This window comes from Allobosea sp., assembly GCF_035999205.1.
GTDB lineage: Bacteria > Pseudomonadota > Alphaproteobacteria > Rhizobiales > Beijerinckiaceae > Allobosea.
The window spans coordinates 261,963-274,495 of record NZ_DASYHA010000021.1; the positions used below are offsets into that span (position 1 = coordinate 261,963).

General features: G+C 67.2%; 12 protein-coding genes. 8 read left to right on the forward strand and 4 right to left on the reverse strand.

Translation table 11 applies throughout. The features are described 5' to 3' along the window. Positions 1-47 precede the first annotated feature (47 nt). From VGN82_RS11870 to VGN82_RS11890, 5 genes are all read left to right on the forward strand, one after another. The gene (locus VGN82_RS11870; RefSeq protein WP_327527219.1) at positions 48-1,118 is read left to right on the forward strand and encodes a DNA polymerase III subunit delta'; all 1,071 of its coding nucleotides are present in this window, start codon (positions 48-50) and stop codon (positions 1,116-1,118) included. Between the two features lie 20 nt (positions 1,119-1,138). After that, the gene (gene metG, locus VGN82_RS11875) at positions 1,139-2,698 is read left to right on the forward strand and encodes a methionine--tRNA ligase (RefSeq protein WP_327527220.1); all 1,560 of its coding nucleotides are present in this window, start codon (positions 1,139-1,141) and stop codon (positions 2,696-2,698) included. Beyond that, positions 2,698-3,498 carry a TatD family hydrolase gene (locus VGN82_RS11880; RefSeq protein WP_327527221.1) on the forward strand — a complete coding sequence of 267 codons (801 nt, stop codon included), beginning with the start codon at positions 2,698-2,700 and terminating at the stop codon, positions 3,496-3,498. Before metG ends, VGN82_RS11880 begins: the two co-directional genes overlap by 1 nt. Before the next feature lie 15 nt (positions 3,499-3,513). After that, positions 3,514-4,362, forward strand: a complete 849-nt coding sequence (locus VGN82_RS11885; protein WP_327527222.1) for an MBL fold metallo-hydrolase — start codon at positions 3,514-3,516, stop codon at positions 4,360-4,362. A 104-nt stretch (positions 4,363-4,466) separates the two neighbouring features. Continuing rightward, positions 4,467-5,873 (forward strand): ISNCY family transposase, encoded by a 1,407-nt coding sequence (locus VGN82_RS11890; protein ID WP_327527223.1) that lies wholly within the window; start codon positions 4,467-4,469, stop codon positions 5,871-5,873. 138 nt (positions 5,874-6,011) lie between these two features. Here the strand turns inward: VGN82_RS11890 and VGN82_RS11895 are convergent, their stop codons facing one another. Both VGN82_RS11895 and VGN82_RS11900 read right to left on the reverse strand, forming a co-directional pair. Next, positions 6,012-7,241, reverse strand: coding sequence for an MFS transporter (locus tag VGN82_RS11895; protein WP_327527224.1), 1,230 nt, complete (start codon positions 7,239-7,241; stop codon positions 6,012-6,014). A 202-nt stretch (positions 7,242-7,443) separates the two neighbouring features. Then, positions 7,444-7,935 carry a class I SAM-dependent methyltransferase gene (locus VGN82_RS11900; protein WP_327527225.1) on the reverse strand — a complete coding sequence of 164 codons (492 nt, stop codon included), beginning with the start codon at positions 7,933-7,935 and terminating at the stop codon, positions 7,444-7,446. Positions 7,936-8,130: 195 nt separating this feature from the next. Between VGN82_RS11900 and VGN82_RS11905 the strand changes: the two genes are divergently transcribed. Next, the gene (locus VGN82_RS11905; protein WP_327527226.1) at positions 8,131-9,120 is read left to right on the forward strand and encodes a Bug family tripartite tricarboxylate transporter substrate binding protein; all 990 of its coding nucleotides are present in this window, start codon (positions 8,131-8,133) and stop codon (positions 9,118-9,120) included. Positions 9,121-9,147: 27 nt separating this feature from the next. Here VGN82_RS11905 and VGN82_RS11910 read toward each other — a convergent pair whose 3' ends face one another. Both VGN82_RS11910 and arfB read right to left on the reverse strand, forming a co-directional pair. After that, positions 9,148-9,693: a regulatory protein RecX gene (locus VGN82_RS11910; protein WP_327527227.1), complete on the reverse strand. Its 546-nt coding sequence runs from the start codon at positions 9,691-9,693 to the stop codon at positions 9,148-9,150. A gap of 20 nt (positions 9,694-9,713) precedes the next feature. Next, entirely contained in the window at positions 9,714-10,133 is a 420-nt protein-coding gene (gene arfB, locus VGN82_RS11915) for an alternative ribosome rescue aminoacyl-tRNA hydrolase ArfB (RefSeq protein WP_327527228.1), read from the reverse strand. 38 nt (positions 10,134-10,171) lie between these two features. Here arfB and mazG point away from each other — a divergent pair, with 38 nt between their 5' ends. Further along, positions 10,172-11,008 (forward strand): nucleoside triphosphate pyrophosphohydrolase, encoded by an 837-nt coding sequence (mazG, locus tag VGN82_RS11920; RefSeq protein ID WP_327527229.1) that lies wholly within the window; start codon positions 10,172-10,174, stop codon positions 11,006-11,008. A 55-nt stretch (positions 11,009-11,063) separates the two neighbouring features. Continuing rightward, positions 11,064-12,524 carry a siroheme synthase CysG gene (gene cysG / locus VGN82_RS11925; RefSeq protein ID WP_327527230.1) on the forward strand — a complete coding sequence of 487 codons (1,461 nt, stop codon included), beginning with the start codon at positions 11,064-11,066 and terminating at the stop codon, positions 12,522-12,524. The last annotated feature ends 9 nt before the right edge of the window (positions 12,525-12,533 follow it).

Genomic DNA, 12,533 nt, shown 5'->3' on the forward strand with positions numbered 1-12,533 from the left:
CAAACACGGCGCGAAGCCCGACCAAAGCTTCGCAACAAGGGCCAGCCATGCTCCAGACCAGCGACGAACCCGACCGCCTGCCGAGCGCGCCACATCCGCGCGAGACGTTGGCGCTGGTCGGGCACGAGGCGCAGGAACGAGCCTTCCTGGCGGCGCTGTCATCGGGGCGGATGCATCATGGCTGGCTGCTGGGCGGGCCGGAGGGCATCGGCAAGGCGAGCTTCGCCTATCGCGCCGCACGCTTCGTGCTGGCTGCGGGCGATCCGACCCTTCGAGCGGCAGGAGCAACCTCGCTCGCCATGCCGGAGAACGATCCGGCGACCCGGCGGGTAATGGCCCAATCCCATCCCGACCTGCACCTGCTGCGTCGGATCCAGAAGCCGGACGGCAAGGGCTACACCAGCAACATTCCCGTCGACGCGGTCCGGCGCGTGCTCGATCGCTTCGGCGCGAGCGCGGCCGAAGGCGGGTGGCGGGTGTGCATCGTCGATTCGGCCGAGGACATGGATCGTTCCGCCGCCAACGCCCTGCTCAAGCTGCTAGAGGAGCCGCCGCCGCGGGCGCTGTTCCTGATCGCGGCGCATGCTCCCGGCCGAATGCTGCCGACGATCCGCTCGCGCTGCCGGCTGATGACGTTTGGGGCGCTCGACGAGGCGCTGGTGGCCCAGGCCGGCGAGATCGCGCTGGAGCGGATGGGTGGTCCCTTCGACCCCTCGGCCCTGATGCGCGCCGCCCGGCTGGCCGATGGTTCGGTCCGGCGTGCCCTGACCTATGTCGATCCCGAGACGCTGGCGCTGGTCGAGGCGGTGCGGGCGCGGCTCGACGCCTTGCCGGGGATCGACCTGACCGCGCTGATGGCCTTGGCCGAGGATGTCGCCGGAAAGGCCGGCGAGAGCGACTTCGCGGTGATGATCGAGACAATACAGACCTGGCTCTCCGACCATCTCCACGCGCATGCTGCGGCGCAACCGGCGCGTCTTGCACCGCTGGCGGAGGTATGGGACAAGCTGGGACGCGCTGCCCGCGACGTGGAGACCTACAATCTCGACCGCCGGCCGCTGGTGATGACCATGTTTCATGATCTGTCGGATGCGGTTGCCCGCTCGCGCGCAGCGTGAAGCGAACTTCCGGATCGACCATGGCCACGGCCCCGAAATTCTACCTGACGACAGCGATCCACTACACCAACGGGCCGCCGCATATCGGCCACGCCTACGAGATGGTGGCGTCGGACGCGATCGCCCGCTTCAAGCGGCTCGACGGCTACGACGTCTTCGCGATGACGGGCACCGACGAGCATGGCCAGAAGGTGCAGCGCACCGCCGCCCAGAACTGCCTGACGCCGAAGGATTTCGTCGACGGCATCGCTACGCGCTTCGAGGAGATGGAACAGCGGCTCGGCTGCTCCTTCGACCGCTTCATCCGCACGACCGATGCCGATCATCTGCCCTCGACGCAGGAGTTGTGGCGGCGGATGGAGGCCAATGGCGACATCTACCTGTCGAAATATGCCGGCTGGTACTCGATCCGCGACGAGGCCTTCTATGGCGAGGAAGAGACCACGCTCCTGCCGGATGGAACGCGCCTGGGCGGGCAGGGCACGCCGGTCGAATGGGTCGAGGAGGAGAGCTACTTCTTCCGGCTGAAATCGTATCAGGACAAGCTCCTGAAGCTCTACGACGAGGTGCCGGACTTCATCTCGCCGCCGACGCGCAAGAACGAGATCGTCTCCTTCGTGAAGAGCGGGCTCGAGGATCTCTCGATCAGCCGCACGACCTTCGACTGGGGCCTACCCGTGCCGGGCGACCCGAAGCATGTGATGTATGTCTGGGTCGACGCGCTGAACAACTACGTCACCGGGACGGGCTTTCCCGATCCGGCGAACCCGCGCGCGCATTACTGGCCAGCCGACGTCCATATCATCGGCAAGGACATCGTCCGCTTCCACACCGTCTACTGGCCGGCTTTCCTGATGTCGGCCGGGCTGCCGCTGCCCAAGCGCGTCTTCGGCCATGGCTTCCTGCTCTCCAAGGGCGAGAAGATGTCGAAGTCGCTCGGCAACGTCGTCGATCCCTTCGAGCTGGCGGACATCTATGGCGTCGACCAGCTGCGCTATTTCTTCCTGCGCGAGGTCTCCTTCGGCCAGGACGGCAACTACAGCCATGAGGCGATCGTCGGCCGCATCAATGCCGACCTCGCCAACGACCTCGGCAATCTGGCGCAGCGCTCGCTGTCGATGATTGCCAAGAATTGCGAGGGCAAGGTGCCGGCCTGCGGAGCGCTGAACGAAGGCGACAAGGCGATGCTGGCGCTTGCCGACGGCGCGCTGGCGAAGGCGCGCGACGCCATGCGCGACTTCGCGCTCCACGTCGTGCTTGCCGATATCTGGGCGGTGGTGGCCGAGGCGAACCGCTATTTCGCCGGCAACGAGCCCTGGCGCTTGTCCAAGAGCGATCCGGCGCGGCGCGACACCGTGCTCTTTGTGACCGCCGAGGTGTTGCGGCAGGTTGCGATCCTGGTCCAGCCGGTGATGCCCGTCGCGGCGGCGCGATTGCTTGATCTGCTCGGCGTCGGAGCCGATGCGCGCAGCTTCGCGGCGCTGGGCGAGGGGGGGAGGCTTGCCTCCGGGACGGCCCTGCCCGCGCCGAGCGGCATCTTCCCCCGCTATGTGGAGCCGGAGGCCGGCGAGGGCGCCTGATGCTGATCGACACCCATTGCCATCTCGATTTCCCGGACTTCGCCGACGAACTCGAGACCTATATCGCCCGGGCCGAGGCCGCCGGCGTCGGTCGCATGGTCACGATCTCGACCCGCGTCGCCCGCTTCGCCACCTATGCAGCGCTTGCGGAGCGTTTCCCTTCCGTATGGTGCAGCGTCGGTACGCATCCCCATGGCGCGCATGAGGAGCTGGACGTGACGGCTGAGCAGCTCGTGGCGCTCGCGGCCCATCCGCGCTGCGTCGCCATCGGCGAGGCCGGGCTCGACTATCACTACGACAAGAGCCCGCGCGAGGCGCAGGCGCAAGGGTTGCGCGTCCATATTGCGGCGGCCCGCATCACCCAGCTGCCGCTCGTCATCCACTCCCGTGAAGCCGATGCCGACATGATCGCGATCCTGCGCGAGGAAATGGGGAAGGGCGCCTTCCCCGCGATCCTGCATTGCTTCACCGCCGGCGAAGCTTTGGCGGTGGCCGGCGTCGAGCTGGGGCTCTACGTCTCCTTCTCCGGCATCCTGACCTTCAAGACCTCGGAGGAGTTGCGCCGGATCGCCCGTCTGGTGCCGCGCGAGCGCCTGCTGGTCGAGACCGACGCGCCCTATCTGGCGCCGGTGCCCTTCAGAGGCAAACGCAACGAGCCGTCCTATGTTGTTGAGACCGCCAAGGTTTTGGGCGACGCGATCGGCGTTTCGTTCGATGACGTCGCGGCTCTGACGACGGCGAATGCGCGCCGCTGCTACTGGAAGATGGACCACGCCGCGCCAGTGGCGCGGGTGGCCTGAAGGCAGCAGGCGGACATGACATTCGCGCTGACGATCCTCGGCTGCGGCTCCTCAGGCGGTGTGCCGCGGCCCGGCTCGGGCTGGGGCGATTGCGACCCGTCGGAACCGAAGAACCGGCGGCGGCGCTGCTCCGTGCTGGTCGAGCGTGCGCAGGAAGCCGGCACGACGCGGGTGCTTGTCGACACATCGCCGGATCTGCGCGAGCAGCTGATCGACGCCGATGTGCCCGATCTCGACGCCGTGCTGTTCAGCCACGATCACGCCGACCATACCCATGGCATCGACGATCTGCGTGCGCTCGTCCTGCATAACCGGCATCGCATCGTCGTTCACGCCGACGCGACCACGACGCGTTCGCTGGGCGGGCGATTCTCCTATCTGTTCGAGACGCCGCCCGGGAGCCTGTATCCGCCGATCCTCGACTGGCGGCCGATGACGGCCGGCACGCCCGTCGTGGTCCCGGGCGCCGGCGGCGAGATCGTCGCGCTGCCCATCGCTGTCGAGCATGGCCCGAACTACCAGGCGCTGGGCTTTCGTTTCGGCGATCTCGGCTATGTGCCGGATGTCAGCCTGATCCCGCCGCAGGCCAAGCTCGCGCTTGCCGGGCTCGACGTGCTGATCCTCGATTGCCTGCGTGAGACGCCGCATCCCAGCCACTTCACGGTGACGCAGGCGCTGGCGGCGATCGCGGAGTTGCGGCCGCAGCGCGCGATCCTGACCGATCTGCATTGCGATCTCGATTATCAGCGCCTTCGCAACAGGTTGCCGCCGAATGTCGAAGTGGCGTTCGATGGCATGCGAATCCCGTTTGAAGCCGACATGGATGCAGCCCGGGCCGTCAGGGCATCAGTTTCGGTTCCATAATATGTCTTATGCGAATCGCGGGTGTAGGCGCAAAGTTAGAATGTCTCACCGTGGCAAACTAGAAATGTCACACTCCTCCGCCGTGACGTGCGTTGGAGTCTGGCATGGGCTGGGTGGAGATGAGCGAACGCGAGCTTCGCCGCGCTGAGGTTCTGGCGTCGGTTTTTGCGGGCCGCTTGACGATGACGGCCGCGGCCGAAGCCATGGGCATCACGCGGCGCCAGGCGCACCGTCTGGCGCTACAGTTTGCGGATCATGGTGCTGCCGGTCTGCGTCACCAAGCTCGTGGCCGGCCCTCCAACCGATTGCTGGGGCCTCATATTCGGCAGCTGGCGATCGCGCACATCACCGAGCGCTATTGGGATTTCGGGCCGACCTTTGCGAGCCAGATGCTTCTCGAACGTCATGGCCTCAGTGTCTCGCGCGAGACGCTGCGCAAGTGGATGAGCGAGGACGGCCTCTGGCTTTCGCGCAAGCAGCGGCGTCAGTTTCATCAGCCACGGCTTCGTCGTGACCATTTTGGCGAGCTGGTTCAGATCGACGGCAGCGAGCATCGTTGGTTCGAGGAGCGTGGCCCGCGATGCACGCTGATCGTATTCATCGACGATGCGACGGGGCGCCTGGTCGGGCTTCGTTTCGTCCCATCGGAGAGCGCCTTTGCGTACTTTGAGACGTTGAAGGGCTATCTGACGAGCCACGGACGCCCCCTCGCCTTTTATTCCGACAAGCATTCCATCTTCCGGGTGTCGAAGCCGCAGGCTCAAGGCGGTCAGGGCATGACCCAGTTCGGCCGAGCACTGAGCGAATTGAACATCGAGATCCTGTGTGCGAACTCGAGCCAGGCCAAAGGGCGGGTGGAACGTGTGAACCGCACGCTGCAGGATCGCCTCGTGAAAGAGTTGCGGCTCGAAGGAATCTCGACGATCGAGGCGGCAAACGTCTATCTTCCTGCCTTCATGGCGCGCTTCAACGAGCGCTTTGCGACGGCAGCGGCTCGGCCGGAGAATCTACATCGTCCGCTGGAGCGGGCACCCGGACAGCTCGACACGATTCTGGCCTGGCGGGAACAGCGCTATGTCACGCAACAGCTGGCGCTCTCCTATGACAGCAAGCGGATCATTCTGGACGAGACGCCGCTGACGGCCGGGCTGGTCGGCAAATACGTCGAGACCTACGAGTATCCCGATGGTCGGCTCGAGGTGCGCTGGAAAGGCCTCGCTCTGCCTCATCGCGTGTTCGACAAGAAGCAGCGCGTGACGCACACAGCGATCGTCGAGAACAAGCGGCTTTCGGAAGCTCTTGCGTGGATGAAGGCTCGCCAGGATGAGATCCGACCGGTGCGAACCAAGACGAACAGCGAAGCCGGCGGCTATATCCCGCGCCCGAAAGGACGCCGAGGCCCGATCTCTTTCACCGATAGACACGCCGCGGCGAAAAAAGCCCGTCGCACCGCCTCTGCCGAGGCTGCTGCGAAACATGGGCTCTCCGCAGCCCCGGCAGAGGCTCCGTAGCGCCCTGTGACATTTCTAACTTGCTGCAACCTGAGACATTTCAAACCGGTTGCAACAGCGGGCGAGGCTTTCGCGGGGTGGTCCCTGCGGCGATCGACGGACGGTTGCCAGAACGGCTGATGCCGCCGAGGGCTGAGCTCAGACACGGCTGACCTTCCTGGCCAACGCAAACAGCGCCATCGCCGCGATCGCCGAGAATGCGATCAGCAACAGCATGCTCGGCACCTGCCCCGCGCGCTCGATCAGGATGGCGAAGGCCAGCGGCGCCGCTGCCTTGATCGCCAGGCCTGGCGCCGACAGCTTGCCCAGCATCGCGCCGTAGCCGGCCGGGCCGAACAATTGCAGCGGCACGGTCCCGCGCACGATCGATCCCAGGCCCATGCTGATGCCATAGGCGATCGCGAACAGCCCGGCGAGCGTCGCCGTCATGCCGCCAGCCAGCAGCAGCACGAAGCCGAGCGGCATCAGCAGCGCCGAGGTCCAGGCCGTGGTCACGGGCTGTAGCCCGGTGCCGAACAGCATCTCGACCAGCCGGCCCGCGACCTGCGAGGGCCCGACCATCGCACCAATTCCGACGGCGACGGCCGCGCTGAGCCCCAGCCCCTGCAGCATCGTCAGCATATGGACCGACATCGCCGAGACGACGAAACCCTGTAGCGAAAACGCCAAGGCCAGCAGAGCGAAGGCGGAGCGCCGCGCATCGCCATGGAGGTAGTTGCCCACCGCCGTATCGACCGCTGGGCCCGTAGGCGCTGCGTGAGCGGCGATCCGCGCCCGGCCCGGCAGCACGAACAGGTGCAGCGGCACGCAGAGCACGATCTGCAAGACGGCGTAGATGCGATAGATGCCGCGCCAGTCAAAATCCGCGAGCAGCGCTGTGGTCAGCGGCCAGAACAGCGTCGAGGCGAAACCGCCGATCAGCGTGAGCTGGCTGATGGCCCGCCGCGCACTGCTCCCCCGCGCCTGGGTCAGTGCAGCGAAGGCCGCGTCGTACAGCACCATCGTGGCAACGGCTTCCAGAACCACCATCGCCAGGAAGTAGCTGACCGGCCCCCGCGCCTCGGCGAGCACGAACAAGGCGAGCCCTGCCAGGGCGGAACCGACGCTCATGACCAGCCGCGTGCCGTAGCCATCGATCAGGCGGCCGGTCAGCGGCGCTACGAGTCCAGAAGCAAGCAAGCCTGCGGCAAAGCCGCCATAGGTCCATTCCGGAGCCCAACCGAAGCTCTCGGTCATGCGGGGGGCGAGCACGGCGAACGCGTAGTAGAGGGTGCCGTAGCCGATGACCTGGGTGATGCCGAGCGCGACGATGAGGCGAAGGCCTCCCGGGTTTCGTTGAGCGGGCATGGGGCTGGAGGGGGTGGACATCCGGTTTCGACGAGCTCGCATGCACCGATCGCGTCGTGGCAGGCCGACGCGCTGCAGCGGTGTTAGAAGCCGGACGGAGTACCGGCAAGCGCGCGGGTGGCATGCCGGGGCCAAGCCTGCCACAATGGTCGCAGGCCGCATGGCGGCAAATGCGTCCGAGCGGGGCGTCAGGCCGGCGCGGCCATGCCCCGTCGTCTCAGCGTCAAGGCACGCGCCGATAGGCGAAATAGCGGCCAGGAGGAACGCCCTCTGGCAAGCTGACGGGAGTGAGCGCCTCGTGGGCCAGATCCCAACCGCTGAGCACCAGCGCGCCGGGAGCCGCGAGCGCCGCGACACTCGCGGGCAGCCAGGCGAAGAGCACGCGATCGCGCTCGGGGACGCCGGTCGTGACATCGGCATGGATCAACGCAGCGCTCCCGCCATGGTGCGTCGCAAAGGCTGGCAGCGTCTCGGACATATCTCCCACGACGAGCCTGTCGGCCGGCGGCATCGAGGACGGGTTGGGGCTGACATCGCGTTCGAAGACATGAATGTCGCGCTCCGGCAGGATCTCCCGCAGATGGTCATAGGTCCGGCCATTCCCGAGGCCAAGCTCGAGCACGAGGCCGGGATGTCCGGCGATCTCGGCGGCGGCCCAGTCGAGCATGCGGCGCTGGGCCTCGAGGCGGCGGATGAAGCTGTCGAGACGGCTCATTTGGCAAGTCTCCGGAGGCGAACCGATCCGGCATAGCAGTGCCGACGACGGTGTCGATACCCCCGCCGAACGACAGGCTTGTCAGAGTGATCGGCGAATGCCCTAATTCGGGATGATAGTCGTCTTTCCGCTTCGGCGGGTGACCAGCGGCCGCAAAGAGCCGCTTTCGACACTCACAGGGAGGTATCTGTTTCCATGATCGCTTCACGTTCCCTTGCCGCGCTCGCAGCGGTGGCAGGGCTTTGCATCGCAGCAGCCGGCCCGGCACAGGCCCAGGGTCAAGCGCAGACTTGGCCGCAGCGGCCGATCACCTTCATCGTACCCTTCCCTGCCGGCGGCGGAACCGATGCCTTTGCGAGGCCCCTGGCGGCCCAGCTCGACCAGCAGCTCGGCCAGCGCATCATCATCGAGAACCGCGGCGGCGCGGGCGGCACCGTCGGCGCCTCGGCGGCGGCCAAGATGGCACCGGACGGCTATGGCTTCTTCGTCGGTGCGGCCCATCATGCCATCGCGCCGGCGCTCTATCCGAAGCTCGACTACAGCATCCAGACCGACTTCATCCCGATCGCCGTGATCGCGCAGCCGCCGCAGGTGATCGTCGTGCATCCGAAGGTGCAGGCCAAGAGCGTCGCCGAGTTGGTCGCCTTCGCGAAGGCCAACCCCGACAAGCTGAACTATGCCTCCGCCGGCAACGGCACGACGCATCATCTCGCCGGCGAGCTCTTCAAGCTGCAGACCAACACCAAGCTGACGCATGTGCCCTATCGCGGCGCCGGGCCGGCGCTGCAGGACATCGTCGCGGGACAAGTCGATGTCCTGTTCGACGGTCTCGGCTCCTCGGCGCCGCAGATCCAGAGCGGCGCGCTGCGCGGCCTCGCCGTCGCCGCGCCGACCCGCTCGGACGCCATTCCCGACGTGCCGACGGCGAAGGAAGCCGGGCTCGAAGGCTATGAGGTCGCGACCTGGTATGCGCTCTGGGCGCCCAAGAACACGCCGCCCGAGATCGTGACGCGAATGCGCGCGGAGGTCGCCAAGGCCCTTGCCGCGCCGGTTATCGTCGAGGCCTGGAAGAAGAACGGTTCGCCGATCCCGACGCTGGCCGGGGACGATTTCGGCAAGTTCGTCACGGCCGAAATCGCGCGCTGGGGCAAGGTGGTCAACGAGGCGCAGGTCAAGCTGGAATGAGGGCGGCCGGGCTGTAGCGCCCTGCCCTCATGGTTCCGCGATATCCTCCTCGCCCGCGCCGTCGATCACGGCGCGGGCGATCGTCATCGGGAAGCCCGCACGTGCCAGCGCCGCGAGATCCTTCTGGCGCGACAGCCCGCGATCACCACGGCTCCATGGACCGAGTCGCTTGAGCCGGGCGGTTTTCATCGCAGCCGCCAGCTCCTGCTCGGCGTTGCCCTGGCTTGCCTCCGTCACGAGATCGCGTGAAACGCCCTTGGCGGCGAGACTGGCCGCCACGGCCCGCGAGGAGCGGCCCTTGCGCCGTAGCGTCGCCGCCCGCGCCTCCGTGAAGCGCCGGTCGTCGACCAGGCCGGAGGCGACGCAGCGCGCCACCACTTCGTCCAGCATAGTGTCCAACGCTGCCGGCTCCTGGTCGTGGTGGCGGCAGCTCAGAACGACCTTCCGCGCCAGAACGCGGCGCAGCTGCGCGGCCGGAGCGGCATAGCGCTCGAGGTAGTGCATCGCCGCGCGCTGGAGGTAGTCGGCGGTGATGCGGCGTGGCGCCCGCCGCTCGCGACGGCGTGCATCCACCGAGTCTGACGGTGGCTGCATCAATCGGCGCCCGGCTTGGCGCGCCCCGCCTTGATCGAGGAGCGCTTCTCCTTGGACACCAGCCGGCGCTCCTTGGAAGCCTTGGTCGGCTTGGTCGGCCGGCGCATCTGCGGACGCACCGCTGCCTCGCGGATCATCTCCAGCAGCCGTTCGAGTGCTTCCTCGCGGTTGCGCTTCTGGCTGCGCTGACCTTGAGCGACGATGACGATGACGCCGTCCTGCGTCAAACGACTGCCAGCGAGCTTCATCAGGCGGATCGCGACGTCGTTCGGCAACGAGGGCGACCGCCGTGCGTCGAATTTGAGCTGGACTGCGCTCGAGACCTTGTTGACGTTCTGGCCGCCTGGACCGGAGGCGCGCACGAAGCTCTCCTCGATCTCGCTTTCGTCGATGGCGATGGACGACGTGACTTGAATCATGGGAGGAACCGTAGCCCAACCGACGGAGAATTTCAGCCTTGCAGCCCTCCCGCGACATCGCCCGGCTGATCGAGATCATGGCGGCGCTGCGCACGCCGGGCACGGGCTGCCCCTGGGATCTCGAGCAGGACTTCGCATCGATCGCTCCCTATACCATCGAGGAGGCCTATGAGGTGGCCGATGCGATCGCCCGCGGCGACCGACTCGACCTCAAGGACGAGCTCGGCGACCTTCTTCTTCAGGTGGCCTTCCATGCCCGCATGGCCGAGGAGGAAGGCGCCTTCGCCTTTCCCGACGTGGTCGAGGCGATCACCACCAAGCTGATCCGGCGTCACCCGCATGTCTTCGGCGATGCACGTGACCTGTCGCCTGCCGAGGTCAAGACGCTCTGGCACCGGATCAAGGCCGAGGAAAAGGCCGACAAGGCCAGCGCCCGGCGGGCCGCCGGGCTGCCGGACAAGGTCGAGGAGAAGGGTGTTCTGGCTGGCGTGACGCAGGGTCTGCCCGCCCTCACCCGCGCCTGGAAGCTGCAGGCCCGGGCCTCGACCGTCGGCTTCGACTGGAACGACGCGCGCCTCGTGCTCGACAAGATTCGTGAGGAAACCGCCGAGATCGACGAGGCGCTGGCTTCAGGTGACAAGGCGGCTATCGCCGAGGAAATCGGCGACCTGCTTTTCGTGGTCGCCAACCTCGCCCGACATGTCGATGCGGACCCGGAAGGCTGCCTGCAGGCAGCCAATGCCAAATTCGAGCGTCGCTTCAAGGGCATCGAGCAGGCTCTGGAAGCGCAAGGCAAGGTCGCGGCCGACGCCAGCCTCGCCGAACTCGAGGATCTCTGGCAGGCAGTGAAACGCAGCGAGAAGGCCAAGCCCTGAACAGCACGAGCGCCGCGCGTGACATGACGGGCGCGATGCGACAGATACCGATGCAATGACCCAGAGACGCCCCGAGACCAACCGCGCCCGCCGCATCGAACGGCTCGCAACACTGCCGCTCTTCCACAAGCTGGAAGGGCGCAGGGTCGTACTCGCAGGCGACAGCGAGGGTGCGCTGTGGAAGGCCGAACTTCTGGCTGCGACCGGCGCCGAGTTGCATGTCTTCGCTAGCGGCGGCCCGGAGCCGTTCGAGGCGCTCGCGGCTGCCTCGTCCGGCGGGCGCATTCTCGTCCATGCCCGGAATTGGCAGGCGGACGATCTGGCAGGCGCGGCGCTGGCCATCGGCGATATCGAGGACGAGGCGCAGATCCGGGCCTTCGTCGCGGCGGCAAGGCAGGCTGGTGCTCCGGTGAATGTCGTCGACAAGCCGGATTTCTGCGATTTCTCCTTCGGTACGCTGGTCAATCGCTCGCCGCTGATCGTCGCGATCTCGACGGACGGTGCAGCTCCCGTCTTCGGTCAGGCGATCAGGGCCAGGATCGAGACTTTGCTGCCGGCCGGGCTGAAGGCCTGGGCGCAGGCGGCGAAGGACTGGCGGCCGGCGCTGCAGGCGCGCGAACTGCCCTTCGCGCTGCGGCGCGCCTTCTGGGAACTTTTCACCGGCAAGGCGATGGCCGCTGCCGAGCGGGCGCCGGACGAGAGCGACAGGGCGGCGCTGTTTGCGGCGCTCGACCAGATCGAGGGCAGCGGGGACGGCACCGGCCGGGTCAGCCTCGTCGGCGCGGGGCCCGGCGATCCGGATCTGCTGACTGTGAAGGCGATCCGCGCCCTGCAGAGCGCCGATATCATCCTCTATGACGACCTCGTCTCGCCTGGCGTGCTGGAACTGGCGCGGCGTGAGGCTAAGCGCATGATGGTCGGCAAGAAGGGCTACGGCCCCTCGGTCAAGCAGAGCGAGATCAACGCGCTGATCGTGTCGCTGGCGAGCCAGGGCAAGCATGTCGTGCGGTTGAAGGGCGGCGATCCCGGCATCTTCGGCCGGGCCGGCGAGGAGATCGCGGCCTGCAAGGCCGCAGGGCTCCCTGTCGTCATCGTGCCGGGCATCTCGGCTGCGCAGGGTGCGGCCGCCTCGCTCGGCCTGTCCTTGACCCATCGCGACCATGCGCGCCGGCTGCAATTCGTCACCGGCCATGCCCGCAGTGGCGACCTGCCCGAGGACCTCGACTGGCGAGCCATGGCCGATCCCCATGCCACCACGGTGATCTACATGGCGCGAGCGACGCTGTCTGGCTTCCGCGACAGGGCGCTCGCCGCCGGGCTCGATCCCGCGACGCCGGCAATTGCCGTCCAGGCGGCGACGCTGCCCGGCGAGGCGCGCGTGACCGCGACCATCGCGACCCTGCCCGAGCGGCTGCGCGAGCTGCCGAAGGGCGGCCCCGTGCTGGTGATGGTTGGTCACGCTCTCGGCGAGGCCCATGCCGGGACGTCGTCGCGCTCGGGCCGCCGCAGCGCCTGACGATCGCCC

Coding starts and splice junctions, on each gene's coding strand:
- VGN82_RS11905 (WP_327527226.1), top strand. CDS start 8,131: ATGATCGCTTCACGTTCCCTTGCCGCGCTCGCAGCGGTGGCAGGGCTT.
- VGN82_RS11900 (WP_327527225.1), bottom strand. CDS start 7,935: ATGAGCCGTCTCGACAGCTTCATCCGCCGCCTCGAGGCCCAGCGCCGC.
- metG (WP_327527220.1), top strand. CDS start 1,139: ATGGCCACGGCCCCGAAATTCTACCTGACGACAGCGATCCACTACACC.
- cysG (WP_327527230.1), top strand. CDS start 11,064: ATGACCCAGAGACGCCCCGAGACCAACCGCGCCCGCCGCATCGAACGG.
- VGN82_RS11895 (WP_327527224.1), bottom strand. CDS start 7,241: ATGTCCACCCCCTCCAGCCCCATGCCCGCTCAACGAAACCCGGGAGGC.
- VGN82_RS11880 (WP_327527221.1), top strand. CDS start 2,698: ATGCTGATCGACACCCATTGCCATCTCGATTTCCCGGACTTCGCCGAC.
- VGN82_RS11885 (WP_327527222.1), top strand. CDS start 3,514: ATGACATTCGCGCTGACGATCCTCGGCTGCGGCTCCTCAGGCGGTGTG.
- VGN82_RS11890 (WP_327527223.1), top strand. CDS start 4,467: ATGGGCTGGGTGGAGATGAGCGAACGCGAGCTTCGCCGCGCTGAGGTT.
- arfB (WP_327527228.1), bottom strand. CDS start 10,133: ATGATTCAAGTCACGTCGTCCATCGCCATCGACGAAAGCGAGATCGAG.
- VGN82_RS11870 (WP_327527219.1), top strand. CDS start 48: ATGCTCCAGACCAGCGACGAACCCGACCGCCTGCCGAGCGCGCCACAT.